At 45.3% G+C, this 25323-nt stretch carries 29 protein-coding genes; 3 read left to right on the top strand and 26 right to left on the bottom strand.

The annotated features are described in order from the left end of the window. Positions 1-88: 88 nt before the first annotated feature. The 4 genes from ruvB to ASG89_RS15670 all read right to left on the bottom strand — a co-directional run bounded on the left by ruvB (position 89) and on the right by ASG89_RS15670 (position 3147). On the bottom strand, positions 89-1096 hold the full coding sequence (ruvB, locus tag ASG89_RS15685) for a Holliday junction branch migration DNA helicase RuvB (RefSeq protein WP_057311645.1): 1008 nt from the start codon (positions 1094-1096) through the stop codon (positions 89-91). Positions 1097-1128: 32 nt separating this feature from the next. Next, entirely contained in the window at positions 1129-1758 is a 630-nt protein-coding gene (gene ruvA / locus ASG89_RS15680) for a Holliday junction branch migration protein RuvA (RefSeq protein ID WP_057311644.1), read from the bottom strand. Next, entirely contained in the window at positions 1755-2255 is a 501-nt protein-coding gene (gene ruvC, locus ASG89_RS15675) for a crossover junction endodeoxyribonuclease RuvC (RefSeq protein WP_057311643.1), read from the bottom strand. The genes ruvA and ruvC overlap by 4 nt, the downstream gene beginning before the upstream one ends. A gap of 229 nt (positions 2256-2484) precedes the next feature. Beyond that, entirely contained in the window at positions 2485-3147 is a 663-nt protein-coding gene (locus ASG89_RS15670; protein WP_235549782.1) for a BofC C-terminal domain-containing protein, read from the bottom strand. Positions 3148-3223: 76 nt separating this feature from the next. On the opposite strand from ASG89_RS15670, the gene ASG89_RS37700 reads away from it, so the two are divergent. Together ASG89_RS37700 and sigW are read left to right on the top strand one after the other, a co-directional pair. Beyond that, positions 3224-3421, top strand: coding sequence for a hypothetical protein (locus ASG89_RS37700; protein WP_235549781.1), 198 nt, complete (start codon positions 3224-3226; stop codon positions 3419-3421). 244 nt (positions 3422-3665) lie between these two features. After that, positions 3666-4277, top strand: coding sequence for an RNA polymerase sigma factor SigW (sigW, locus tag ASG89_RS15665; RefSeq protein ID WP_057311642.1), 612 nt, complete (start codon positions 3666-3668; stop codon positions 4275-4277). Positions 4278-4348: 71 nt separating this feature from the next. On the opposite strand, the gene ASG89_RS15660 is transcribed toward sigW, so the two are convergent. From ASG89_RS15660 to ASG89_RS15640, 5 genes are all read right to left on the bottom strand, one after another. Further along, a complete protein-coding gene (locus ASG89_RS15660; protein ID WP_057311641.1) occupies positions 4349-5623 on the bottom strand; it encodes a LysM peptidoglycan-binding domain-containing protein in 1275 nt (424 codons plus the stop codon). A 200-nt stretch (positions 5624-5823) separates the two neighbouring features. Further along, entirely contained in the window at positions 5824-6696 is an 873-nt protein-coding gene (gene pheA / locus ASG89_RS15655; RefSeq protein WP_057311640.1) for a prephenate dehydratase, read from the bottom strand. After that, positions 6693-7670, bottom strand: coding sequence for a homoserine kinase (gene thrB, locus ASG89_RS15650; RefSeq protein ID WP_057311677.1), 978 nt, complete (start codon positions 7668-7670; stop codon positions 6693-6695). The genes pheA and thrB overlap by 4 nt, the downstream gene beginning before the upstream one ends. Positions 7671-7744: 74 nt before the next feature. Next, entirely contained in the window at positions 7745-9031 is a 1287-nt protein-coding gene (locus ASG89_RS15645; RefSeq protein ID WP_057311639.1) for a homoserine dehydrogenase, read from the bottom strand. A 29-nt stretch (positions 9032-9060) separates the two neighbouring features. After that, on the bottom strand, positions 9061-9513 hold the full coding sequence (locus ASG89_RS15640) for an ACT domain-containing protein (protein WP_056610603.1): 453 nt from the start codon (positions 9511-9513) through the stop codon (positions 9061-9063). 197 nt (positions 9514-9710) lie between these two features. Here ASG89_RS15640 and ASG89_RS15635 point away from each other — a divergent pair, with 197 nt between their 5' ends. Next, on the top strand, positions 9711-10220 hold the full coding sequence (locus tag ASG89_RS15635; RefSeq protein WP_057311638.1) for an NUDIX domain-containing protein: 510 nt from the start codon (positions 9711-9713) through the stop codon (positions 10218-10220). Between the two features lie 307 nt (positions 10221-10527). On the opposite strand, the gene ASG89_RS15630 is transcribed toward ASG89_RS15635, so the two are convergent. The 17 genes from ASG89_RS15630 to radC all read right to left on the bottom strand — a co-directional run bounded on the left by ASG89_RS15630 (position 10528) and on the right by radC (position 25315). Next, positions 10528-11508, bottom strand: coding sequence for a C40 family peptidase (locus ASG89_RS15630; protein WP_057311637.1), 981 nt, complete (start codon positions 11506-11508; stop codon positions 10528-10530). A 162-nt stretch (positions 11509-11670) separates the two neighbouring features. After that, positions 11671-12750 (bottom strand): anthranilate phosphoribosyltransferase, encoded by a 1080-nt coding sequence (locus ASG89_RS15625; RefSeq protein ID WP_057311636.1) that lies wholly within the window; start codon positions 12748-12750, stop codon positions 11671-11673. Positions 12751-12909: 159 nt separating this feature from the next. Next, a complete protein-coding gene (obgE, locus tag ASG89_RS15620; RefSeq protein WP_057311635.1) occupies positions 12910-14214 on the bottom strand; it encodes a GTPase ObgE in 1305 nt (434 codons plus the stop codon). Positions 14215-14230: 16 nt separating this feature from the next. After that, positions 14231-15037, bottom strand: coding sequence for a Spo0B domain-containing protein (locus tag ASG89_RS15615; protein ID WP_082593282.1), 807 nt, complete (start codon positions 15035-15037; stop codon positions 14231-14233). Between the two features lie 139 nt (positions 15038-15176). Beyond that, complete coding sequence (rpmA, locus tag ASG89_RS15610; RefSeq protein ID WP_036742986.1) at positions 15177-15491, bottom strand: 50S ribosomal protein L27; 315 nt, start codon at positions 15489-15491, stop codon at positions 15177-15179. A 4-nt stretch (positions 15492-15495) separates the two neighbouring features. Further along, entirely contained in the window at positions 15496-15849 is a 354-nt protein-coding gene (locus ASG89_RS15605; protein WP_057311633.1) for a ribosomal-processing cysteine protease Prp, read from the bottom strand. Positions 15850-15860: 11 nt separating this feature from the next. Further along, positions 15861-16172, bottom strand: coding sequence for a 50S ribosomal protein L21 (gene rplU, locus ASG89_RS15600; protein WP_028555793.1), 312 nt, complete (start codon positions 16170-16172; stop codon positions 15861-15863). A gap of 155 nt (positions 16173-16327) precedes the next feature. Then, positions 16328-17491: an Rne/Rng family ribonuclease gene (locus ASG89_RS15595; protein ID WP_057311632.1), complete on the bottom strand. Its 1164-nt coding sequence runs from the start codon at positions 17489-17491 to the stop codon at positions 16328-16330. Positions 17492-17515: 24 nt separating this feature from the next. Further along, positions 17516-18391 carry a M50 family metallopeptidase gene (locus ASG89_RS15590; RefSeq protein ID WP_063867918.1) on the bottom strand — a complete coding sequence of 292 codons (876 nt, stop codon included), beginning with the start codon at positions 18389-18391 and terminating at the stop codon, positions 17516-17518. Next, the gene (locus ASG89_RS15585; RefSeq protein WP_057311631.1) at positions 18384-19262 is read right to left on the bottom strand and encodes a M23 family metallopeptidase; all 879 of its coding nucleotides are present in this window, start codon (positions 19260-19262) and stop codon (positions 18384-18386) included. Before ASG89_RS15585 ends, ASG89_RS15590 begins: the two co-directional genes overlap by 8 nt. A gap of 145 nt (positions 19263-19407) precedes the next feature. Next, positions 19408-20556, bottom strand: a complete 1149-nt coding sequence (locus ASG89_RS15580) for an FtsW/RodA/SpoVE family cell cycle protein (protein WP_057311630.1) — start codon at positions 20554-20556, stop codon at positions 19408-19410. Positions 20557-20563: 7 nt separating this feature from the next. Beyond that, positions 20564-21358: a septum site-determining protein MinD gene (gene minD / locus ASG89_RS15575; protein WP_057311629.1), complete on the bottom strand. Its 795-nt coding sequence runs from the start codon at positions 21356-21358 to the stop codon at positions 20564-20566. Between the two features lie 38 nt (positions 21359-21396). Further along, on the bottom strand, positions 21397-22056 hold the full coding sequence (gene minC / locus ASG89_RS15570) for a septum site-determining protein MinC (RefSeq protein WP_057311628.1): 660 nt from the start codon (positions 22054-22056) through the stop codon (positions 21397-21399). A 72-nt stretch (positions 22057-22128) separates the two neighbouring features. After that, entirely contained in the window at positions 22129-22656 is a 528-nt protein-coding gene (gene mreD, locus ASG89_RS15565; protein WP_057311627.1) for a rod shape-determining protein MreD, read from the bottom strand. A 13-nt stretch (positions 22657-22669) separates the two neighbouring features. Continuing rightward, positions 22670-23533 carry a rod shape-determining protein MreC gene (mreC, locus tag ASG89_RS15560; protein ID WP_235549780.1) on the bottom strand — a complete coding sequence of 288 codons (864 nt, stop codon included), beginning with the start codon at positions 23531-23533 and terminating at the stop codon, positions 22670-22672. 21 nt (positions 23534-23554) lie between these two features. Beyond that, positions 23555-24589 carry a rod shape-determining protein gene (locus tag ASG89_RS15555; protein ID WP_057311626.1) on the bottom strand — a complete coding sequence of 345 codons (1035 nt, stop codon included), beginning with the start codon at positions 24587-24589 and terminating at the stop codon, positions 23555-23557. Positions 24590-24625: 36 nt separating this feature from the next. After that, complete coding sequence (gene radC, locus ASG89_RS15550) at positions 24626-25315, bottom strand: RadC family protein (RefSeq protein ID WP_057311625.1); 690 nt, start codon at positions 25313-25315, stop codon at positions 24626-24628. Positions 25316-25323 lie beyond the last annotated feature (8 nt).

Raw genomic sequence — 25323 nt, 5'->3', positions numbered from 1 at the left:
AAAAAAGACAAAAAAAGCTCTTGCCCGCCCTTCCAGCAGCGGCAAAAGCTTACAAAAGTCATTTCTTGAAGGCTGAACGCTAATAGATCTAGCGTTGCTCCGGTACCGGTAACCCGAGGTGGTGATAAGCTTGCGGCGTCACGATCCGTCCTCGAGGTGTACGCTGCATAAAGCCAATTTGAAGCAAATACGGCTCGTAGACATCTTCAATGGTTTGGCTTTCCTCACCGATGGTTGCAGCGATCGTTTCAAGCCCAACAGGGCCCCCTTGGAAGCTCTGAATTATCGCACGCAGCATCTTATGGTCAATTTCATCCAACCCCAGATCATCCACCTGCAGGAGTCTTAGCGACTCCTTGGCAAGCTCCATGGTGATGATGCCGTCGCCTCTCACCTGGGCAAAATCGCGCACCCGCTTCAGCAATCGGTTCGCGATACGCGGAGTCCCCCGCGAACGCATGCCGATCTCACGCGCAGCATCACCAACAATGCCGACCTGCAAGATGTCGGCTGTCCGGCTAACGATGTAGCTGAGCTCATCGACCGTGTAAAACTCCAACCGACTAACGACCCCAAATCGGTCGCGTAGAGGCGCAGAGAGCAGCCCAACGCGTGTTGTGGCGCCGATTAAGGTAAATGGCGGCAGGTCGAGTCGCACGGATCGTGCGCTTGGCCCCTTGCCGATGATAATATCAAGGGCAAAATCCTCCATCGCTGGGTATAGCACCTCTTCCACCGTCCGGTGGAGTCGGTGAATCTCATCGATGAAGAGCACATCCCCCTCCTGCAAATTCGTCAGGATGGCAGCAAGATCTCCAGGCCGCTCGATGGCAGGCCCGGAGGTTGTACGAATATTCACACCAAGCTCATTGGCGATAATGTTGGATAGCGTGGTTTTACCGAGTCCAGGCGGTCCATACAGAAGTACATGATCTAGGGCCTCTTTCCTCATTTTCGCTGCTTCAATATAGATCTTGAGGTTCTCCTTCGCCTGTTTCTGGCCGATATATTCAGCCAAAAACCGTGGACGCAGACTATACTCGACCACATTGTCTTCCATCATAAAATTAGCCGATATGATCCGATCATTGTCCATGGTGTCCCTCCTTTCTGTGCTCGTTCAATTTCTTACATAGTGAATAAAGCTTGCAAAGCAAGCTTCACCAGCACATCAACAGAATCCGATGGCCCTGCTTTTGGCTTCACTTGCAGCCATGCACGATCGACTTCTGCTTCCGTATAGCCAAGTGTCATCAAGGCTTCCTTCGCTTCGCTCCAAGGCAGCCCGCCTTCTGTTAATTGTGCCGAACCGACAACACTTAATGCGACAGCAGCCTCTGGACTAGAGAAGCTCACAGAGCCTAGCTTATCTTTCAAGTCTAGAATAATCCGTTGGGCTGTTTTCTTCCCGATACCAGGAAGCTTAGTCAGAAACGCCAAGTTTTCTTGGCTTATCGCTAGTATGACAGCTTCGGGTCTTCCACCTGCCGCTAAAATGCCTAGCGCAACTTTGGGACCAATACCACTGACATCCAGCAATAAGCGAAATAAGGACTGTTCATCGCGCGTCATAAAGCCAAACAGGAGATGCGCATCTTCCCTTACATGATAATGGATAAACATCGTGACATCTTCATTTTCTTTATGCGAAAGCGCATAAGGGTTCGGGCAAAATACACGGTAGCCAACACCATTCACATCGAGCACTGCATAGTCACTTTCCCGCAGAGCTACTTTACCTCGTAAGAAATCTATCATCGTTTGACCTCGTTTATTCTAGATTGGAGTGCGGAGGAATGTGCATGACAAATAGCGATAGCCAAGGCATCAGCGACATCATCTGGCTTCGGTATTTGGGACAACTTCAACAAAATCTTGACCATTTCCTGTACTTGCCTCTTCTCTGCATTCCCATAACCTACAACGGCTTGCTTGACTTGAAGCGGCGTATATTCAGCAATCGGCAACCCAGCCTGCACGCCTGCAAGGATCATTACGCCTCGCGCCTGACCTACAGTAAATGCCGTTGTTACATTTCGATTAAAAAATAGTTTCTCAATGGACATCACATCTGGTTTATATTTCTCTATCAATTGTACTGTAGCGTCATAGACATCTTTCAACCGGATACCTGGATCCGTGTGTGCTTCCGTTTGAATCGAACCATATTGTACCGGAACTAGTTTACTGCCGATTTTATCAATAAAGCCAAAGCCTACGATCGCGATCCCTGGATCAATCCCTAGAATACGCAAAGAATTTCTCTCCCATCCAAAATAAACGGCCACACCGTCCTCTAAGGACGTATCAAAGTGTTTATCTAGAAATATAGCCGACTTATCATTTGAAACTTATAAATGCTTATATTTTATAAAAAAGCGAACATATGTAGTCATTTCCCATTATAGCAGAGAATGAAAAAAAGAGATAGACTCGGGAATTCCCGAAACTATCTCTTAGGCTTTATCTATGGTATTCTTTGAACTAAGGACGTGACATTGCACCTTCCGTAACTTCAATGGCATAATCGCTGAACGTAGATAATACGCTATTATACTCCTCTATATCCGTAACTCGAATCCCTTCGTGAAGCTGTGCCACCGTATCTCTTGGCAAACTGCTTTCTAATTGCTGAATATTGAGTTGGAAAAAGGTACGAATAATTTGATTGTTTGCAGGGGTTCCATTGAATAACGACAAATTGCTGCTGCCGTCTATCCCGAATACTGCCCTTTCTTTGCAGTCTGGTGATAAATCTTCAATGTTTTCCGTAAAAACAACCTCACCTGTCTCTTGAATGCTTAACTGCCAACTAGGGTGTTGTTTCTGCAGTGCAAGTAATTCTTGTGACGTATGCGAACCCAACTGACTGCGTTCTTCTCCGCAGACATAGGACTTGAGCAAATAGCTGTCTCTGCGATCTGAAATGGTTTGCAACCGTTTTGTTGCTTCCTGAAGACGTACATCATCTTCTGGTGTTAAACCAGCGATGGTCGCGCGAGTGGCAACTTTCCGGTTGTAGGGGGCATCATCACCAAATACGGACCAGGTAGCCATAACAACCAGAACGAATATCCCTAAGGTCAACCAACTTCGCTTCCAGCGTAATCTCTTCTTCAATTGCTTCAAGAACCGATGTACAATCACGTTATCCCCTTCTTCTTGTTTTTTCGTATTGTTTCCATTTGCAAGAAGCACTATACATCATTTACCATAGAATAGAATGAAACCAATCAAGACGGATGGTGAATTTACCATGAACGGAAGAAAACCAATTAAACGCACAACTCTCCTGATTATCGGCATCGTTTTATTATGGGGAAGTGTAGCATTGTGGAACGAAATTCATAAGATTGGAATTGGCACCTCAAATACAAATACAACCACTGTATCCCACTCCAATCCAAGTCCTCGTAGCTAGCAGAGAAACTTTGACTTCGTCAAAGATCTCTATAAAGTGTCACGAAACTTACATGATTTCGGTAACAATTGGTTATAAACTGCCTCTCGTCCTCATTTGAATTTGACTGTAGCCACAGAAATGATATAGTCAAAGATAGATAAAACTCTCATAGGCATACAGGAATGACGATATATATGATATAAGCAAATGAGATTGATCTAGACCTTTTTTTCTTAACGACAACTCTAAGGAGGGAAACATCATGAATGTGGCAGAACTTCAATTAATTCAATTATCCAGACGAGGCGATCGCAACGCTTTCGTGGAGTTAGTCGAGCTCTATCGTAGCAAAATACAAAAGCTGGCGTTTCGGATGCTGCATAACCGTCCTGATTCCGAGGATATTGTGCAAGAAACTTTTATTCGCGTCTATTTGAACTTAAACCACTTTGATGAAAGCCAGAATTTCTCAACTTGGATTTATCGGATCGGAAAAAATGTTGCCATCGATCTGTTGCGCAAAAAAAGACCCGTTCAATCCCTCGATGCGGAGCTAAATGATTTTGATGATGACTACAGCTACTACAGTAAGCTAGCCAGTCAAGATCAATCTCCGGAACACGCCGTGCTTCAAACCGAAATTCAAGAGCACATGCACGCATCCATTAACAAATTAGCAGACAAATATAAAGGTATTATTACGCTGTATTATCTAGAGGAGCTTTCTCTTCAAGAAATTAGTGAGCGTCTGAACCTGCCGATTACGACTGTGAAAACTCGTTTGCACCGAGGGCGTGAGCTTCTTCGTAAAAAATGGGGAATGAATTTCGTCATTGGTTTAATGACCTTCTTCACATTAGGCATGATCGCTTGATTTCCATGCAGAATAGAAAAAAGCCTCAAACCACGAGTTAGATCGTGATTTGAGGCTTTTTTGTTTGAAATTTAGAAATTAATCCACGGGCTGTTCGGTTTGCTCGGTTCCCGCTTCTCTATGCCCCGCTCTTGCTGCTGTAAGAACGCACTCAACGCTGAAGCTCCTGATAATTTCACTTTTCGTGTGGTACGGCTTCCACTTGTCTTGGGTTTAGCTGATTTATGCTTGTCGTCGCGAATATCAATGTCGATTTCCGCTACCGTATCCGTAACTTTCTTCAGTTCATGGGTATGAACTTGCGGTAACAAAGATGATTCTTCATAGGGAGCATGCTGACCTGCACCTGCATAAGGAATACCATAGGGATCATGTTGAAACGCATACTGTTGCGCCATTGGATGATCATACGGCATCGGAGGCGGATAAAAGGCTGGCATTGCAGGCATCTCTTGTGACGCGTTATCCCACGGGTTCCCCATAGGAACATTCGCGTAGTGGGTTGGATAGTTCATCCACGGTTGCTCATGTAATGGCGGTCCGCCACACCCGCATCCTTCATCGACTACAGTAACAGGTGCTGCCATCGTCGGAAGCTGCTCACAAGGCTCTTCCTGATACGGAGGGTACGAAGGATACGCAGGAAGCGTCATTGCCTCATGCTGCTGCTCAGGGTAAGCAAAGACTTCTGTCGCTGTAATATGAAACTGCTGGAACGGATGTACCGCTTGCCCATAGGGTTGATGGAGTCCTTGATCTTCCATGACTGGAGCTGGAATCACCGGCGCGGGCTGCATTACTTGTGGCACGGCAGGAACTGTTTCCCCCGTAGATAACGGAGGTGCTTCAACGACTGGTTGTTGTGGGCTCGCAATAATAGGCTGTTGATACGCATCTGTTGGCGGCATTGGCTGCGGCGTTGGCACGGGAGCAAACGGCTCTGTGCTGAGTTTGGAGGTATTGTGGTGCGTGTGATGCGTCGAGTGCTGATTACCATGCGTATGTCCATGCTGCATTTTGGGGACAAAAACAATATCACCCGTCATAAGTACATTCGGATTCTTTAGGTGCGCATTAGCTTTAATCATCGCTTGCAATGGCACATCCCAGGCTTTTCCCAGCTTCCATAGACTGTCACCTTGCTGAACAACATGCTTATAAACAAAATCAGATGCAGGTGGTTCGACTGGTTTAACTGCAGATGGAATTTTCACTTTCATCCCAATCTCAATCTGATTTGGATCAGCTATTTGCGGATTAAGCGCAATAATCTGGTCTAGGGGGGTGTTGTATTTTTTTGCGAGCTCGTACAGGGTATCGCCTTTTTTGACAATATGGATTTTCAAAACCCTACCTCCTTAAAGTTTTCTTTAGAAAACTGACTTCGTAAGCATCTCCTTCGCGTTTCTCTTCCAATTGTCATCAACTTGGCCGCGTCAGCATTCGCTTATTCATACTCATGATATTACAGTTTATGCACGATCCTAGGCTTTTGCCCCTGTCGCACAAAAAAAATCCCTCGCGTCATAAACGCAAGGGATTTTCCCTAAGATCCAATAAACGGATAGCTTGGATAGCAGCCCAAAATTCGAACCTGACATCCTATAGCTTCGATCTCTTGAATGGCAGAAGGCAGAAGAACAGAGTCCATCGTACCCGCAATATCGATATAGAAATAATAATTGCCAAGCTTCTTCTTCGTCGGTTTCGATTCAATCTTCGAAAGGTTAATTCGCCGCCATGCAAAAGCCGATAGTACTTGGTGCAGGGCACCCGGATAATCCTCTGGCAGTGTAACCAGAATCGTCGTCTTCATATCCTCTGACGGCATCAATTCCGATGCTTCTTTCCCAACAAGCAAGAAGCGAGTCATGTTATCCTTGTGATCTTGAATCTCACGTTGCAACATAGGCACACCATAGTTCGTCGAAGCAATGGCCGTCCCAATCGCAGCGACCGTTGGGTCCTGAAGCGTAGAAACGATACGGACTCCCTCCGCCGTAGAGCTTACTTGCTCAAACTCGGCCTCACCCAAATATCGCTTCATAAATTGGTTGCATTGCGCAGGTACAACTTGATGAGACAGCACCTTGCGAATATGACGATAGGGATTCAAATTCAATTCATCAACTTCTGCATCAGGATTCGGGTAACCAATCAAATTCATATCAATCGGAAATACCCATTCCGCACGAATCGGAAGATCGACTTCATGAACGAGCCAATCCACGTGGAGATGTACAGAGCCTTCTAGCGTATTCTCAATTGGAATGACACTTAAATCGGTTTCACCCGATGCCGTTGCATTGAAAACTTCAGAGATCAGCTTATACGAGACATACGTAAAATTCTCACCTAGAAAGTGACGTGTAGCTTCTTCCGAGAATGTACTGGGTCCAAGAATCGCAACTCGCTTCATGCCAGCACCTCATTTTCCACCAAGGAAAGAAGACTATCATCTCCCATTTGAAGGACTGTCGTAGTCACACCTTCTTGGCTTGGCTTCAGCCATAGAAGCTGGGCTTCTATGCCCTCCTTCGCCAACGTGCCTTGGAGAAACTTCTCTAGCTCCGTCTTCTTCTCACTGCGTGCATCGACAAGCGCTAGCATGGTTGGTCCTGCTCCGCTCAAAGCAACACCAAGCGCGCCATGATCTTCACATTCATGCAAAAGCGTCTGCATCCCAGGGATAAGTGCCGCGCGATAGGGCTGATGCAATCTGTCCTTCATCGCAAGACGAATCATCTCTAAGTTCCCCGTGCTTAGGGCAGCAACTAGTAATGAGGAGTGACTCAGATTGAATACCGCATCCTTCATAGTTACTTGCTGCGGCATAACGCCTCTCGCCTTCTCGGTCGATAGCTGAAAAGCTGGTATCGCCACCAGTACCTCCAAATTGATATCAGGCTCAATCCGTATGGATTCTGCTCTTACTTCATCCCAGAACGCAACGACAATTCCGCCATAAAGGCTTGCTCCCACATTATCAGGGTGCTTCTCCAGACGCGAAGCAATTTGGAACAACTCATAGGTCGAGAACCGATTCCCAATAAGCGCATTCGCACCTGCAAGCGCCCCTACGATTGCCGAAGCACTGCTTCCTAAACCACGCGTAAGTGGAATTTCACTATACATAGAAATCTCAAGCTCTGGATGTGCAACGCCAGCTTTATCAAACACCATTTGAGCTACTTTATAGATTAAATTCGATTTATCCGTAGGTATTCCACTCATCTGATCGCCGATCAATTGAATTCTTGTCTGATCAGAGATCGCCATATCAATCCAAGCATATAAATTCAAGGCCATCCCCAAGGAGTCAAAGCCAGGACCTAGATTCGCTGTGCTTGCCGGTACTTTCACCCTTACCTTTTGTTCTGTCTTGTAGCTCATTTCGAAATTGCGCCTCTCTTCACTCAAAATAAACATCTAACGCACTCTTCCTAGGACGAGTGCGTTACCGATTTCTAGCCTTCTACACGATACACGCTCTTAATCGCATGGATAACATCCATGGATTCGAATTGATTCAATACATTTTTCATGCTCGCTTGATTAGCGTCATGGGTAATAATGATGATTTCCGCTTTCGGGTTCGACTTATTCGGATGTTGGAAGACCGATTCCAAGCTAACTTCATGCTCTGCGAAAATTTGTGTAATTTGGGCAAGCACGCCTGCTTTGTCTTCAACATGAAGTAAGATAAAGTTTTTGGAAGCGATTTGTTCATCCGTTTTAAGCTTCTTCTCTTTGTAAGGAGCTTGTACCGTACGTCCATTAATACCTAATTTCAAATTACGCACAACCGCCACTAGATCGGCTACAACGGACGTTGCGGTAGGAAGCTCACCTGCACCCGCACCGTAGAACATTGTTTCACCAACTGCTTCACCCGTCACATAAACGGCATTGAAGACACCATTTACGGAAGCAAGCGGATGCGAGTTTTTGACCATCGTCGGTTGGACGCTGACGGAGATATGGCCATCATGATTCTCAGCAATACCCAGTAATTTCACTTCATAGCCTAACTTTTTACCGTACTGGATATCTTCCTTCGTTACTTTGGAAATACCTTTCGCTTCCACATCGCTCAAAGCAACATTGGCATGAAAACCAAGTGTCGATAAGATTGTCATTTTGCGAGCCGCATCTAGGCCCTCAACATCGGAAGTAGGGTCCGCTTCTGCATAGCCTAATTCCTGTGCTTCTTTCAACACGTCGGCATAAGCAGCGCCTTCTTGACTCATTTTAGTTAAAATGTAGTTCGTCGTGCCGTTCACAATCCCCATGATCTTCGTGATGCGATCGGAGGAGAAGCCTTCAACAAGTGCACGTATGATCGGAATCCCGCCTGCAACACTCGCTTCATAGAAGACGTCGCAATTATTCTCTGCGGCTTTGGCCAAAATTTCAGCCCCATGCATCGCCATTAGATCCTTATTAGCTGTAATGATGTGCTTGCCGTTCCCAAGTGCTGTTAGAATGTGGGCTTTCGTTGCTTCAATGCCACCCATCACTTCAACAACGATATCGATGTCACTATCGCCAATTACGTCCCAGACGTTCTCTGTCAGCTTATCTGCATCAACCGAAATGTTACGATGCTTGGACTTATCTTGTACAAGGATTTTGGCAATTTCAATAACTGAACCTGTTTGACGCTGCAAATCCTCTTGATGACCTTCAACAATACGCACTACACCTGTTCCTACAGTACCTAATCCTAGTAAACCAACCTTGATGGGTTTCATTTCATTACCTCCTGAATTGTATGCTTCTCTTAACTGCCTTGACCGATGACCATAGCACGCTTGACGCCGTCTTGCGCCCCTAGGCGATCCACAATTTCCCGGATCTCCTCGCCCATGGATGAAATTTCTAAGGATATAACGACATTCGCCATACCTTGTAATGGAATCGTTTGGTGGATGGTCAATACATTGCCGTCCAAATTGGCGATGAGTGCAAGTACGCGGGACAATATCCCGGACCTATGCTCCAAATCCATTGAAATCGTAATGATACGTTCGCGTTCTAGCTTGCTAAGTGGATGAATGCCATCTTTATATTTATAGAAGGCGCTTCTGCTCAACCCAACTTGTTCGACAGCGTCGTGAATCGTCTTCACTTCACCCCGTGCAAGTAACTCCTTGGCCTGCGCTGTCTTCAGAACACCTTCTGGAAGAATGTCCTCACGGACTAAGTAGTACCTCTCAGGTCCGATGTGCTTCATGGTTGGAAGAAACTCTTTGCTCTCCGGCACCTAACTACCGTCCTCTCCAAAAAGACTAATGTTTCTCTATAGTGGACATTATATCGAAACATGCCTCGTGAAGCAATAGGCAAAATGCATCCAAGCATCTGCCTTTGCAGCCCCTTCCCTTTCTATGATAAGCTGAAACGGAACTTACGAAGGGAGGGGATCTCTCGATGAATACTTTACGAATGATGTCTACTGCACTTTTATGGAACAAACAGGATGAGCTTCTCATGATGAAACGTGCGCTAAATCGCACTCTCTCCCCCGGCCTATGGGCGGCAATAGGTGGTCATCTCGAACCACATGAAATTAGCCAACCAAGAACGGCTTGCTTTCGTGAAGTTTGGGAAGAAACCGGCATTGAGCAAGATGAGATTCAAGATTTGCATCTACAATATGTCTTAATTCGACTGAACGGACAAGAAATACGCCAACAGTTTTTCTATGTCGGTAAAACGGATGTGAATCCACGAATCATTACCTCGGAAGGTGATCTTCATTGGATTCACAGAGCAGCCGTCCTAGATCGCCCGATGCCCTATATTTTCCGCAGTTTACTCCAACATTATTTCAGCGTAGGCCGGACTTCCCATCCATGGATAGGCTCTGCAGGGATTCAACCAGGGACAGACATACCTACAATACATTGGAACCCCTTATTGGACCCGATGCAAATATAATCCAACCCATGACTTGGAAAAGAGCAGACAACGATTTCTCGTTGCCTGCTCTTTTTAATTAGTCCCCTTATAGAGACTGTAGATAAACTCTTTATCTTGAATCCCTTAAACAAACATTTGAAATATAGAGAAACAACCGGGAACTTCTGAACTTCTGAAACTCCAGATGACGTATCGCTTTATGACAAGGAATTAGATGTGACCGCATTACTGCAAGGGGAGACAACCGTCTCCGAAATCGGTCATTTTCACAAAAATTCATTAAGCTATAGGCGTATTAAGGCTCGATTTATTAATCGACTGTCTCTTATAGAGCACTGCCTCCATATAGAAAACGATATTCCCAATGCCGATTTGCGATGGAATCAATCCGCACGCCGCCACTTTCTTTGGAATAAGTCGAAAGTATTTGACCATTGCCTAAATAAATAGCCACATGGGTAATCGTTTGTGCGGACTTATTAATCCCTGCATAGTTGGATTGCGCCGTCCCTTTATATGACATAAAGAACATCAGATCGCCAACTTTGAGGTTATGCCAGTCCGTGACGTGGTGTCCGAGCGACTTCACATACTCGCCTTGCCCTCTAGAATCGGAAGGTAATTTCAGTCCAATTCCGTCCAAGAATGCTTGACGTACGAAATCAGAACAATCAAACGTAGACGTGTTATCACGACTGGATCCATATTCATATGGTGTTCCTAAGTATTTCTTGCCTGCTGCTATCACCTTTTGAATCTTTTCGCTTGTTGTCCCGCCTGTATTTGACTCAGGAGACGTGCTTGCACCTGATGTTGATATGTAAGTAGGACTTGTGCTTATGTATCCTTCACGACCATCTGATGCTTTAACTTTATACCAATAAGCATTTACTTTCTGCAGGATTTCAACGGTCTCTCCTGTCTTCAGATAACGGATGCGCGTTGCACTCACATTTGCAGCGGTGCGGAAGCTCACGCTGGCGACGATACGTCCTGTCCCCGTTGCAGGTGACGTAGTTTGACTGTTTGCTTTTATGTACTTCGAACTCGTTGAGACATAACCGATTTGACCGTTCGTTACTTGAACTCGATACCAATAGGCATTCACTTTCTCAATAATGGAGACAGGCTCACCAGCTTTTAAATAACGAATTCGCGGTGAGTTCTCATCCGGACTTTGGCGGAAGCTCACACTGCTAATAACTTGACCAGTAGTTGCAGCAGAAGCTGCTTTAGGGAATGGGACTGTGACAGCACCGAATAGTAGGGATGGGATAAGGGCAAAAGCAAGTAGTTGTTTCTTCATGTTGTAGTCCTCCTAGCGTTTTGTACTTACGAATCATATTGACACTAGTAAATGGTAACATATCCATTGATTAAGTTTTAGCTGTAACATCTACCAATTTCGCTACCCCCATAAAAAAAGACCCCCCATTTGCTGTCTACTCACAGCTTTTTGGAAAGGTCTTCAACCTATTTTCGTAGAGGAATCATCGCTGTCAGCAAGATCTTGCAGTTTCAAATACTGACTCTGTTCGATCCAGCGCTGCATGATTTTATGTGCTTCTTTCCGCTGTAATAAAGCTTCGGCAAGCTGAAAGCCATCTTCATAGCTATCTACTTTATCAAACCATTTCAATCTTAGCCCCGTATTGAAAATGACATGGTCACGTTCACGTTTGACTTCAGTCCCTTCCTCACCTGTAATAATGCGTTTCACCATCGCAATCTGATCTTCTTTCGCGAGATTGGGTAACGGTGTACTCATGAAGCCAAATTTCTGTGGCTCAACACTTCGGGACTCATCTCCCCAGGGTGTCACGATTCGGATCGTACTGTTCTCATAGAGGGGTAAATCCTCTGATCCATCAATCCCGCTAATAATATATGCTTGTTGAAACCCCGAACGCATCGAAATCGGTATCAGGGATTCCATGGCTTTGCGCTGTTGCACACCGATAATTAAGTTTGTCGATAGCACCGGATTCAATACTTTCTCTATCGTATCGATAACTGTTCTGATTCCCAATTGTTCTCGGACCTGCTTCAGACGTCCAATTGGCGGACACAGCTGCTCTGTGGGAAGAAATCCGATATGCAAATGAAATAGCATGGATTGCCAAGCCTTCACAGAAAGCTGTAAGGAAACACCAAAGCCTTCTACGATCTCCCTCAGTGCTGTTGTCCCTTGTCGTGACGGAAGCGCATCACCACCTTGCATCACCTGAGTGAACCCCACTGACGCCAGCAACAGACTGACAGGCAACGTAATAGGAAATCGCTTCCTACCTTCCGTAGGACCTATTGTATTAAGCGAGTTCGGCTGAGTATGATAATTCAAGGAATAGCCGCGATAGACATCAATAAAGGCCATCAACTCGTCATCTGCTTCCCCTTTCATACACAACGCCATTAGAAAAGCTGCGCATTGCGCGTCTGTTGAATCTCCTTTTGCCATTTCACCAGCTGCTTCTACAGCTTCATCGTAGGTTAAATTCCGCATACGCGTCTGATCCGACCCCATCGCCTGTATCCATCGCTTCATCATGCTCCCCCTTTCTCGATCCACATTAATGTTATATTTTCTGACATAAACCATGACATATATATGAAATGGTAATACTTTTAGTTTAACGTGTCAAGTATCATAACATTTGATTGAACCAAATAAAAAAAGCACCTATCCGTGTTGGATAAGTGCCTGCCATTATAAATTGTTCTCGTCGAATTCGAAATCAAAGTCACCAATTTGAATCGTCTGTCCATGTACAGCGCCACGTTTACGCAACTCATCATCAATGCCCATGTTTCGCAAAATACGAGCAAAACGCGCGATGCCATCTTGAGTCGTAAAATTCGTTCGCTTAATCAATTTCTCAATCGATGTACTTTCTATAACGAATACATCATTATCACGACGTATCGTGAAATCATTCTCTTCGCGTTTCTCAAAGCGATAGACCTTACGCTCTTCCGTTTCAGCTACTCCCTCAACCTCAGGGGCATTCGGGATGCTTTCCACGATGTCAGAAATCTTATACAGCAGCTCTTGAACACCGCCGCGCGTCAATGCCGAAATCGGATAAACGGCATAATCTTTACCGTCAGCAGCCAACTGCTCTTTGAACAAGGCCAAGTTATCTTCAGACTCCGGCATGTCCATTTTGTTTGCTACAACGATTTGAGGACGTTGCTCTAGCTTCGCATTATAGAGCTTGATTTCTTCATTGATTTTGATGAAATCCTCATAAGGATCACGTCCGTCCGCAGCCGACATGTCCACGACATGTACAATAACCCGCGTCCGCTCTACGTGACGAAGAAACTCATGCCCCAAACCTACACCTTCGTGAGCGCCTTCGATCAAGCCAGGCAAATCTGCCATCACGAAGCTTCTGCCATCTCCAACATCAACTACACCTAAGTTTGGGGTTAACGTTGTGAAGTGATACGCTGCAATCTTAGGCTTCGCGGCAGAAACGACAGACAATAAAGTTGATTTACCCACACTCGGGAATCCGACAAGCCCTACGTCAGCCATTACTTTCATTTCTAAGATAACCCAACGCTCTACGCCTTCTTCACCGTTCTCCGCAATCTCAGGAGCCGTTACACGCGCAGTTGCGAAGCGAGTATTCCCTCTACCACCTCGGCCACCTTTCGCAACAACGACTTCTTGGCCATGACGCGTTAGATCAGCAATCACTTCTTGCGTGTCATCATCAATAATGGTCGTCCCAGGGGGGATACGAACGATCATATCCTCTGAATTGGCTCCATGCATCGATTTGTTGCGACCCTTCTCGCCGCGATCTGCTTTGAAGTGCTTCTGATAACGGAAATCCATCAATGTCCGTAAGCCTTCATCTACGCGGAAAACAACATCACCACCGTTGCCTCCATCACCACCGGCAGGACCACCCTCCGGTACATACTTCTCCCGACGGAAAGCAACTAAACCGTCACCACCGTCGCCGCCTTTTACAAAAATCTTCGCCTTATCAACAAACATTTCCTACACCTCAACTTTATATATGAAACGGCAATCGTAGTGTGACACTTGCTTCTTCTTCATGCCAATCATCATTCTCAAGCGAATACTGGGAACCTTTCGATACAAAACGCGCTAAAACAGATTGCTCAAGTTGCTCCCGTTTATAGGGGCCTTGATATACAAAATCAAGCAGTAAGCCATCTTCTTGAACATCAAACTCCAAGCTGAGTGTGCCACTTTCCCCATCTTCAAATGCCGTATGTTCCTGGATGCATGCCACCATTTGGCGAACCAATCGTTCAATCAGTCCGTGCTGAATCGGGAGTTGTCCAAGATTAATTTCCTGTTCGACCTCCACATTCAGCTCTAACGTCTTGGACTGCACACGGAATTGAAGCAAGTAAGCAATAAAAGAGGGGATTCCCAACTTGGAAAGATTGCTTTCCTGCTGCATAGTCATTTTTATTTTTTCCATATATGGCCGCAAATTATCAAACTTCTTCATTTGAATGTAACCAAATAATATCTGGGTATCATTCATCCAATCATGCCGCAAGCGATTTACAACGGCAATCAACTTTAGATGATCCTCTTGCTCTTGCTGCTTCAGCGTAGAACGCCACTTTTCTTCCATTCTACTTACTTCTAGTCTCCAAGCTGTATACCCACTTACGAGAATAATTAGTAGAAATGCCACTCGAATAATCCACGGTTCTGTCACCAACAAGCCAGTCAATCCTATGAGCACAAGTGCTAATACATAGACCTGTGCGCTGCCCAATTGCTTCATTATCCGCTCGCCCCGTTCTCCTGCTTTGTAACCGTTCATCCAGTATATCATGCTGCTTGGAAAACTTCACCAAACAAACGAGAAAACCCCCGCCCTCGACCATCCGAAATGAGTGATCACGGTTAGAGGTTTTTTCATGCATACCTGAGAAAAAATCCCTGGATGAACTCTCGCTCACCAGGGATTCTAATTACGCTTCTAGAGCTGCAGCTACAGGAGCTACATCAACTGGGTATACGCTCACTTTTTTGCGATCGCGGCCCAAACGCTCGAATTTCACTACGCCTTGTACCAAAGCGAAAAGTGTATCATCCGAACCGATGCCTACGTTCGTTCCTGGGTGAATTTTGGTACCGCGTTGACGGTAAAGAATGCTTCCAGCAGTAACAGTTTGACCGTCAGCACGTTTAGCGCCAAGGCGCTTAGAGTGTGAGTCACGACCGTTCTTTGTGGAACCTACCCCTTTTTTGGAAGCGAATAATTGGAGATCCAATTTCAAAAACATGGTGTTATCCTCCTTTGTGATAGATTGTTTCAATCGTTATATAATCACCGTAAGTTTGTTCAATCGTTTGTAACATAACGACCATCGATTCTATAATTAACTGCACTTGATTCCAAGTTTCAGGGATGGCACGCGCACTATCAGGGATGGTTATATCCAGCAGTCCAGGCTCCATTTCGTGAATGGGAATCACACCGGTTAAGGATTCTATCGAGTTACAGGTACCAACGGAAATCGCTGATACCGCAGCGCAGACCAAGTCTTTGCCAGGTATGTCATATTCAGCATGGCCTTCAACGACAAAAGAAAGAATTTGAGGTGAATCCGGTGCAAGACGTTCTATGGTCACGTAGATCATAGGCTTGTCTCTTACGCTTGGATTTTCTCAACTACTACTCTTGTGTACGGTTGACGATGACCTTGCTTTTTGTGATAGTTCTTTTTCGGTTTGTACTTATAAACGATGACTTTTGCACCTTTGCCGTGTTTCTCCACTTTCGCGGAAACTGAAGCACCTGCAACCAATGGAGCACCTACTACTAGGCCATCCTCTTTGGAAACCAAGAACACACGATCAAAAGAAACAACCTCACCCTCAGCAGCGTTCAATTTCTCGATGTAAAGAACATCGCCCTCTTGAACTTTGTACTGTTTACCACCTGTTTCAATAATTGCGTACATTTTCATTACCTCCTCATGTCTCAGACTCGCCTTGTGCAGGTGACGGAACGGAACGGAATCCACTCGCGTACTTCGACCTGTTTCGTGCGGTTACAGCATGCCTAAACAACACACTCCGAGTATTATATCACAGTTATATTTTCATATGCAATCTTTTATTTCCGTTTTCGAGTCATTTCCAATAATCCTAACTTGGTCCAACCGACAATTGTCGTCTTCGAACGATCCTTGCGTACAGCTTCCGCCATATTCGCCATGACCTTCGCCCGATTGTCTTCTGCATGCATATCAATAAAATCAACAATAATGATGCCTCTAAGATTACGAAGCCGCAAAAGTCTAGGGATCTCGACAGCTGCTTCACGATTAATATCTGTAACCGTTTGTTCTAAATCAATAGAACCCGTGTATCGACCCGTGTTGACATCAACGACCGTCAGTGCCTCGGTTTGATCGATGATCAAATATCCGCCGCTAGGAAGCCATACTTTGCGTCGAAAGCTCTGGTTCAGCTCTTCTGTGACGCCGAAATGATCGAACATAGGTGTTCGACGATCGTAGAAAGCGATGCGACCACGCCAGCTGGGCTGCTGCTTGCGCAATAAGGTTCTCATCTCTTCAAACACTTTGTTATTGCTCATCCACACTTCTTGAACTTCATCGGAGATCACATCACGCGCTAGCTTAGGTAGTAAATCCAAGTCCTGATAAAGCTGAGCGGGAACATGCGTTTCTTCCCGTTTAGCTAGTATTGTACTCCATACATCGCGTAAATTTTGCAGATCGTCTCGAATGGATTCTTCACTTTGACCTATTGCACCAGTGCGAATAATGACGCCTTCACCAGGCATCAGATTCCCTTCTGCTAGCTGCTTCAGTCGCTGCCGCTCTGCGTCTAGATCAATTTTGCGAGATATGGCAATATAATCAGCATCTGGCATATAAACAATCCAACGGCCCGGAATGGAAACATGTGTAGTTACTCTCGCCCCTTTGGTACCCTGTGGATCCTTGCTCACTTGAACCATTAGCATTTGCCCAACTTCAGCAATATCCGTTATGGAAGGCTTAATCTTAGGCTGCTTGTCCACATGAACGGGGAGGAGATCGTCTATATAAAGAAAGGCATTCTTCGCAAGTCCAATATCGACGAATGCCGCTTGCATGCCAGGAAGTACGTTAACGATGCGGCCCATGTAGATGCTGCCTGCCCGTTGAGATTCAAGCGGATACTGTGTATCATACTCCACAAGACGTCCATCCTCTAGCAATGCCGCTTGTGTAAGTTCTGGGGTGCAGTGAATTATCAGTTGCTTCATACATGCTTCACCTCACCAGTTATTTTACATGAAAAGATCGGAAACTGCACTCCCCGGTTTTTTCCCATCTAAATAACCGCCGACGATTTGCTGTTCAGGCAACACGGCTTGGATGCGCCCTGCTTCATTCACAATATAAATTAAGTGGTATCGTTCTCGCATAAAAAGCTTCAACGTCTCTGCCATCGTAAGTTGCTTCGTAATTACTATAGGCTGCGCTCTTGTACCTCGGCTCAATAACTGCCCTACACGCAACCCGCGGCCCATTAGAAAACGTAAAAAGTGATAAGGAATCTGCCTGTAAGCGTACCAATTGGATACAAGCAGAAACAAACCTATAACCAGGATATTAATCGGCAGCTGCCCTTGTACGAGCTGAATAATTGCCATAACAATGATCGAGAAGCTTATGATCATACTAATCCAAACCGAGTAGACAATCGAGTCATGGAACGACATCAAATAGCCTAATAAACCTTGCATGATTTTCCCGCCATCGAGTGGCATCACAGGGATTAGATTGAATAAACAGATCATGAGATTCGCTTCAATGAAGTAGTCCCACCAGTTGCCACTGCCTAGATCAAACGCCTTCATGATCATCGCCAGCCCAATCATCCATACGTGTTGAAGTGGTCCCGCTATAGCGACGATCAATTCTTCACGAGTCGAGGTACTCCCTAGCTCATCAACAATTAAGACACCACCAAAAGGAAGTAGTTGCACTTCTTGTACTCTCCAACCGAAGCCTTTCGCCGCGGTTAAATGTCCAAGCTCATGGATGAGTACGATGCCGAATAACGTGATTGCCTCAAGGAAATACCCCGTAATCGCACAGCCAATCATAATTAGTGTAAATAGTGGATGAAATCGATATTTGGTCCCTGCCCATTTAATCAAAGGTGATCACATCCGCCGGATTGATCGTCATTCCTTCTTTCATGACCGAGAAATACAAATTCCCCTGCGCTGGATCTTTGGCAGACGCCTTACCAATCGGCTCCCCAACTTTCATCCAATCCCCTACTGCTACAGTAACCTCACTCAGTCCACCATATAATGACTCCAGCCCTCCTGGATGTCGAATCATAATTGTTAATCCCGTATCCGTAGTTGTCCCTGCAAAAATAACCTGCCCTGTGTCCATCGCATACACTGGAGCATACTCAGCTGCGTTCAATTGGACTCCTTTATGAGTTGCCCCGTCATACCTTATCAACACGCTTCCTTTGGCTGGTGCGAACAACGTGCGCTTCGAAGTACTTACAATCACGGCTTCATTGCCTGCGCGGTTAAAGCTTGGAATAAAGGAGGGAGCTCCCCCGAACTTATCGGCATACCAAGCGGACAAAGCCGTAAAGTCATAGGACTGCGTTAGTGCTGCCGTGATATAGAGCTTCCCTTGATTAGCCCAAGGCTTGTCTATGTGAAACATGCCATAAACAGAAGCAAATATAACACCGCTGATCAGCAGCTTAAAAGCAATTCTCCGCGCAGAAGGAGGGGTGAGAAAACCTCTTTCTGTATCATCATGCGCCGTATCCATCATAATCTTCTGTCTCCAAGCAAATTCAGGATCCTCCATCTGCCTTCTCCAATCAGGATCTGCGTATAAAGGCAATTCCTCTTTCTGGCGTGAAGGTGGCAAAAGGAAATCAACCGACGGAGAGGATCTGTGAGAGCTTCCATTCCCAAGAGTTGCTTCTGACGATTCTCGCAAATGGCGAAGTCGCTCTAACCGGCGTTGCTTTACTTTATCTTTTATAACCATAGAATCCCCTCCTTATAGACTTTCATTAGTACAGCCTATGAGCAGATGGACAAGATTATGTGAAAAGTGCAGCCTTCATTCTGTTTGCAGCCATAGAAAAAGCCCGCAACCCCGATAGGTCACGGACTTAACATCGATACAGCTGTTAAAACAATTCAGGGGCCCGCTCCTGATGCAGCTTCACACTCATGACAAGACCAATTGAGAGCATATTGATCAAGAGCGAAGTTCCTCCATAACTTACAAAAGGAAGCGTAATACCCGTTAATGGCATGATACCAATTAACATTCCCACATTTTCAAATATTTGAAAAACGAACATCGACACAACACCAACGACGATATACGCGCCACCGATATTGGTGCTTTGAATCGAAATTAGAATCATCCGGTAAATAAGCATGAAATAAATTAGCAACAAAACAGCAGAACCTCGGAATCCGAATTCTTCACCGACTACGACGAAGATAGAATCGGAATATGCGTAAGGAATAAAATTACTATGCACGGAAGTACCAAGTAGATACCCCTCTCCCTCAAGCCCACCTGAACCAATAGCTCTTACCGCATTTCGTACTTGCCAACTATCATCCTCGGATACTTCCTGTGGGTACAGATACGTATCAATTCGGTCCATCCAATGACTAAAACCAAAACCTTTAAGCAATCCAAACAAACTATCATGAAAATGCTTATATAACGTAAGCATCAGGAAGCCTACTCCAGCCACGAGAAGAATACTTATCAATACTTGCGAGTATTTGATATTCCCTATCCATAGCATTCCAATCAAAATAATGACAAAAATAATCGCATTCCCTAAATCTGGCTGTATGAGCACAAGTACGAAAGGGAGAAAAACAGCTAGCCCGACAGGAATAATATCATTCTTCACCTGAAGTAAATCCCCGCCGCGTCTGGCAAGCAGAGCTGTAATGCAAATAATCAAGATTAACTTGACGAGCTCTGCTGGTTGGAATGTCAATCCACCCGGAAGCTCAAACCAGCCGCGGGCACCGTGAATCTTTTTACCAAAAAAATAGACAGCAATCAATGAGACAATTCCAATCCCATACAAGTATGGGGCAATTCGTATGAGTACACGATAATCGAATAAACTACAGGCTAGAAAAGCGACAAGTCCTACCGCATATAAAATCAGAATTTTCGTTATGCTGATATTAATGGTCGGATGATCGACAGAAGCGCTGTAGACCATCATTGTACTTATCACCATGAAGGCAATCAGAATGACAACAATTGGAATATCAATGTTTTTCAGTTTGGCAAACACAGAACAATCATCCTATTCCAATAAACTTTTTCATTCGTTTTACCCAACCGGTTTTGTCTTCAAGCTGCATAAGCGGCACGGTATCGCCAACAATACGCCTAGCAATATTCCGATACGCAATGGCTGCGCGTGATGAAGGGTTCATCACCGTAGGCTCACCTAGATTAGCCGCCTTAATAACGTGCTCATCATCCGGCACAATGCCTAACAAATCTATTGCTAGCACAGAGCAAATTTCATCGATATCCAGCATTTCGCCTTTTTTCACCATTTGAGGACGAATCCGATTGATGACAAGCTTTGGTGAAGATATTTTCTCATTCTCCAAAAGGCCAATAATTCGATCCGCATCACGCACAGCAGCATTCTCTGGAGTCGTCACGACAATGGCTTTATCTGCACCTGCAACCGCGTTCTTGAAGCCCTGCTCAATCCCTGCTGGGCAGTCGATAATGACATATTCGAAATCATTTTTGAGTTCCAAAATAATCGTCCGCACCTGTTCCGGAGATACGGCGTGCTTGTCCTTCGTTTGAGCAGCTGGCAATAAATACAGCTCGTCAAATCGTTTGTCCTTAATTAACGCTTGCGGCAATCGGCATCGACCTTCAGCAACGTCCACGAGGTCATAGATAATCCGATTTTCCAAACCCATCACGACATCCAGATTACGTAAACCAATATCCGTATCAACCATGCATACTTTTTTCCCCAGAAGCGCAAGTGCAGTCCCCAGATTAGCGGAAGTCGTCGTCTTACCAACGCCACCTTTACCTGAGGTGACAACGATAGCCTCTCCCATATTCCTCACCCCAGACACAGTTTATATGTTAAAAATAATTATTTAATTGGAGCATCCGGCCAAATCCGATGAAGCTGATGCAGCTTATCGATCTCCATTTTGCCTTCTTTGACATAAGCAAATTCCATGAAAGCCTCTTCGATCCCCCACTCATCTGGAGAACGACTGATGACCCCGGCAATACGTAATTGGGTAGGCCGCATATGAGACGCAGCAATGATTGCTTTCTCGTCTCCATCTGACCCTGCGTGAGCCATACCGCGAAGTGATCCCATTATGTAAATGTTCCCTGTAGATGTAATGATTCCTCCTGGGTTAACATCACCTAAATAAAGCAAATCACCTTCGTTGTGAAGGGTTTGACCTGAACGAATCATTCCTCTTAGCGTAGTCATCGAGACCTTGGGCTCCGGTGGAGCCTCCACTTTAGACGGCTCACTTTCGATCGATTGAATCAAGAGATTCCCCTTCTGCTTAATCACAGCTCGAATCTCTTCTTTCTGCTCATCGGTGGCCTCACGGTTGCCCAACTTGACATTCACATGAATAATCGGACCCGTTAATATTTGTTGATGCGTTTTCTCAAGCTTATGTTGCAGCTCTTGCAACAGCTCTTGCCAATCGCATGCGTCATTTAGTAAAAATACAAGGCCATCTTTGACCCCTTTAATCATAACATGGTGCTTCGCTACAGACATAATGGCATGACGACCTCCCAACCTATACATTTCGGCCCTTGTTCTAAATTCTCCTGCTTATCGCCTGGAAAATTAATCTTCCTTCGCTGACGCTGCAAGTCGTTTGCCTTCAAGCAGTTTGCGGATGGGAACGTAGCAAATCAAGGCCACAAGTAAATTGAATAGAACACTTGGGAGCATGTAATGGGTGAGAGCAAAATTCCAATCAATGGCAATCAGTTTGAATAAGCGGTTGATCCCATAGTTGAGAAACTCAAATATTAATAACCCTAGGCTTGTAATAAGCAAGTTGTAAAAAATAAGATTGGGCTGCCGGCGCTGCGCAAGACCTGCCAAATAGCCTACGAGCCCCATGCTGAAAGAGTATACGCCCAACATCGCTCCATAGTAAGTAAAATCGTGTAACAGTCCAAACAGCAATCCGTAAACTAAAGCCGCATGACGATGATGAAAAAGTCCAATAAAGATGATGAATACCAAGGGTAAGTGTGGTGTTACATAGACGATCGATTGCCATGAGGCTGGCAATAACCATACAACTAAACTACCTTGAAGGATAAACAGACCGAAGAGGATGAGCCATAACACATGTCTATTCATTTGCCCGCTCACCTCATTTCACTTCCGGAACTTCAACGACGAACACTTCACGGATTCGGTTAAAGGACGCTTTGGGCTTGACCATTACCTTATATGTAATGCCGAATTCCCCAGGTCCAATCGAAGAGATCGTTCCCACTTCTATCCCCTTTGGAAAAACCTGCCCTAAGCCTGATGTAATAATCGTATCGCCGACTTTCATATCATCAGCAAGTTCAACCTTATTCATCACTAACTCCCCAACCTTAGGATCATAGGATTCAATCATCCCGAATGGCTGCGAATCATTCCCTTTGACTGTAACGGCGATTGCTTTGGAGTTGTTGTCGGTATCATTCGTCTCTGATAACAGCTGCACGTTGGAGTGAAATCCAAACACTTTGCTCACTCTTCCCACTAAGCCATCGACAGTCATAACCGCCATATTCTCCTTAATCCCATCTTTATCACCTAAATTAATCGTCACGGTGCTATTGTACGGATCTGGATCAATGGTCACGACCTCAGCGATTCGATACGTATAGTTGTTGGCTTGTCGCTGACGTTCTGTGAAACCAAGCTCATCCAACAGACGCTTATTCTGTGATTCAAGCTCGTTCAATCGCTGTGTATCTCGTGCATATTGCGTGAGCGTCAGCTTCAATGTCTTGTTTTCTTCATAAATGACTCGCAGCTGTCTGATGTCTTCGAAGAAGCCCGCTACCTGCGCAGCGGGCTTGTACAAGAGTCCTTGCGTCCATGATACGGAGTCTTTGACGAACTTCTCAGGCCATGTCATCGGCCCTCGATTCCCTAGTGTTAGTCCCATTAGAATAAAGAAACAGACTAAACCAGACATAAGAAAAATAAGTCGTTTATTTCCCATGAATTTAAACAAATTAGCACCTTCTAACGAATATTAACCCTTATATCTCGAACCAGATCCTGATTTGTTTTTGAATAAGTGAATGTTCTCTAATGCACGTCCCGTTCCAATCGCAACGCAATCAAGGGGATTTTCGGCAACCATAACGGGCATCCCTGTTTCTCTTGCTAGAAGTCGGTCCAAATTACGGAGCAATCCTCCTCCGCCAGTCAGCACAATACCGCGATCCATAATATCCGCAGATAGCTCGGGAGGACATTTCTCAAGGGTGACTTTTACGGCATCCACAATGGCACTTACTGTGTCCGACAACGATTCCGTAATCTCAACAGACGTTACACTCATCGTTTTCGGCAGTCCGCTTACAAGATCTCGGCCACGAATTTCCAGCGTTTCTGCTTTATCCGTGTTAAGCGCCGAGCCGATTTCGATCTTCAACGTTTCCGCTGTGCGTTCTCCAATCATGAGGTTGTATGTACGTTTAATATATTGAATAATGGCCTCATCCATTTCATCACCAGCAATACGAATCGATCGACTGGTTACAATACCGCCAAGTGAGATAACAGCAACTTCTGTCGTACCTCCGCCAATATCAACAACCATACTTCCGGTTGGTTCCCAAACTGGAAGATCTGCTCCAATCGCAGCAGCGAAAGGCTCCTCGATCGTATAGGCTTCTCTTGCTCCAGCTTGCTTCGTTGCATCTTCAACGGCACGCTTCTCTACAGCCGTAATCCCCGATGGCACACATACCATCACATTCGGATGACGCGGAAACAACCACCGTTGCTTCTGTGCTTGTCGAATAAAGTATCGAATCATCGTTGCGGTCGTGTCGAAATCGGCAATAACGCCATCCTTCATCGGACGAACTGCACGGATATTCCCAGGTGTACGACCAATCATCTTTTTGGCGGATTCACCGACTGCTTCAATTGTTTTTGTATCTGTACGAAGGGCGACCACCGAAGGCTCCCTAACGATAATTCCTCTGCCTTTCACATAAACCAAGGTGTTCGCGGTACCCAAATCAATCCCCAGATCTTTCGTAAAACCACCAAACATACAAACGGCTCCTTTCCTGTTGCGTGTTCTATTATATTACATAAAGCCTTGTTCCTTCAAACTTATAAATCTCTGATCTCCAATGATAACATGATCCAACACTTCAATACCAATTATTGCTCCTGCTTCTACTAACCGACCTGTCAGACTAATATCTTCCGGACTTGGTGTAGGATCTCCACTGGGATGGTTATGTACACAAATGATCGAGGCACTGCTTCTTTTGATCGCTGCACGAAACACTTCTCTTGGATGGACAATCGAAGCGTTCAAGCTGCCCATAGATAAGGTCTCCTGCGCAATGACATGATTCTTGGTGTTGAGGAACAAGCAAACAAAATGCTCTTTCTGCAAATAGCGAAGATCCTCGCTCATTAAATTAGCGATATCCTTGGGCGAACGAATCGTTATCCGCTCCTCATATGAGCTCTTAGCCAGCCTGCGCCCTAGCTCAATACCGGCAAGAATTTGAAGCGCCTTGGCATCGCCAATCCCCTTGATCTGCGTTAATTGATCCTTGCTCATATCAACAAGACTGCGCAGCCCCCCGCTTTCACTTAGAATCCGGCTTGCCAAATAAATGGCAGACTCAGCCACTGTACCAGTCCGTAATAAAATGGCAAGCAGTTCCGCATGACTTAACGCCCCTGCCCCCAGTTGAAGCATTCGCTCCCGCGGTCTCTCTTCGATCGGAACTTCTCGCAGCATCAAGTTTGAGCTTTCCATGTTTTCCC

The organism is Paenibacillus sp. Soil766 (genome assembly GCF_001428105.1).
In the GTDB taxonomy this organism is placed as follows: domain Bacteria; phylum Bacillota; class Bacilli; order Paenibacillales; family NBRC-103111; genus Paenibacillus_E.
This window is presented reverse-complemented; position numbering and strand designations above follow the sequence as displayed.

Coding starts and splice junctions, on each gene's coding strand:
- ruvB (WP_057311645.1), bottom strand. CDS start 1,096: ATGGACAATGATCGGATCATATCGGCTAATTTTATGATGGAAGACAAT.
- ASG89_RS15625 (WP_057311636.1), bottom strand. CDS start 12,750: ATGATGAAGCGATGGATACAGGCGATGGGGTCGGATCAGACGCGTATG.
- ASG89_RS15605 (WP_057311633.1), bottom strand. CDS start 15,849: ATGATCTACGTGACCATAGAACGTCTTGCACCGGATTCACCTCAAATT.
- pheA (WP_057311640.1), bottom strand. CDS start 6,696: ATGAAGCGAGTTGCGATTCTTGGACCCAGTACATTCTCGGAAGAAGCT.
- ruvA (WP_057311644.1), bottom strand. CDS start 1,758: ATGATAGATTTCTTACGAGGTAAAGTAGCTCTGCGGGAAAGTGACTAT.
- ASG89_RS15615 (WP_082593282.1), bottom strand. CDS start 15,037: ATGATATACTGGATGAACGGTTACAAAGCAGGAGAACGGGGCGAGCGG.
- ASG89_RS15635 (WP_057311638.1), top strand. CDS start 9,711: ATGAATACTTTACGAATGATGTCTACTGCACTTTTATGGAACAAACAG.
- rpmA (WP_036742986.1), bottom strand. CDS start 15,491: ATGTTTTTGAAATTGGATCTCCAATTATTCGCTTCCAAAAAAGGGGTA.
- ASG89_RS15585 (WP_057311631.1), bottom strand. CDS start 19,262: ATGGTTATAAAAGATAAAGTAAAGCAACGCCGGTTAGAGCGACTTCGC.
- thrB (WP_057311677.1), bottom strand. CDS start 7,670: ATGAGCTACAAGACAGAACAAAAGGTAAGGGTGAAAGTACCGGCAAGC.
- ASG89_RS15595 (WP_057311632.1), bottom strand. CDS start 17,491: ATGAAGCAACTGATAATTCACTGCACCCCAGAACTTACACAAGCGGCA.
- minD (WP_057311629.1), bottom strand. CDS start 21,358: ATGGGAGAGGCTATCGTTGTCACCTCAGGTAAAGGTGGCGTTGGTAAG.
- ASG89_RS15645 (WP_057311639.1), bottom strand. CDS start 9,031: ATGAAACCCATCAAGGTTGGTTTACTAGGATTAGGTACTGTAGGAACA.
- ASG89_RS37700 (WP_235549781.1), top strand. CDS start 3,224: ATGAAACCAATCAAGACGGATGGTGAATTTACCATGAACGGAAGAAAA.
- mreD (WP_057311627.1), bottom strand. CDS start 22,656: ATGAATAGACATGTGTTATGGCTCATCCTCTTCGGTCTGTTTATCCTT.
- minC (WP_057311628.1), bottom strand. CDS start 22,056: ATGTCTGTAGCGAAGCACCATGTTATGATTAAAGGGGTCAAAGATGGC.
- rplU (WP_028555793.1), bottom strand. CDS start 16,172: ATGTACGCAATTATTGAAACAGGTGGTAAACAGTACAAAGTTCAAGAG.
- obgE (WP_057311635.1), bottom strand. CDS start 14,214: ATGTTTGTTGATAAGGCGAAGATTTTTGTAAAAGGCGGCGACGGTGGT.
- ASG89_RS15640 (WP_056610603.1), bottom strand. CDS start 9,513: ATGAAGCACATCGGACCTGAGAGGTACTACTTAGTCCGTGAGGACATT.
- ASG89_RS15555 (WP_057311626.1), bottom strand. CDS start 24,589: ATGTTTGGTGGTTTTACGAAAGATCTGGGGATTGATTTGGGTACCGCG.
- sigW (WP_057311642.1), top strand. CDS start 3,666: ATGAATGTGGCAGAACTTCAATTAATTCAATTATCCAGACGAGGCGAT.
- ASG89_RS15630 (WP_057311637.1), bottom strand. CDS start 11,508: ATGAAGAAACAACTACTTGCTTTTGCCCTTATCCCATCCCTACTATTC.
- radC (WP_057311625.1), bottom strand. CDS start 25,315: ATGGAAAGCTCAAACTTGATGCTGCGAGAAGTTCCGATCGAAGAGAGA.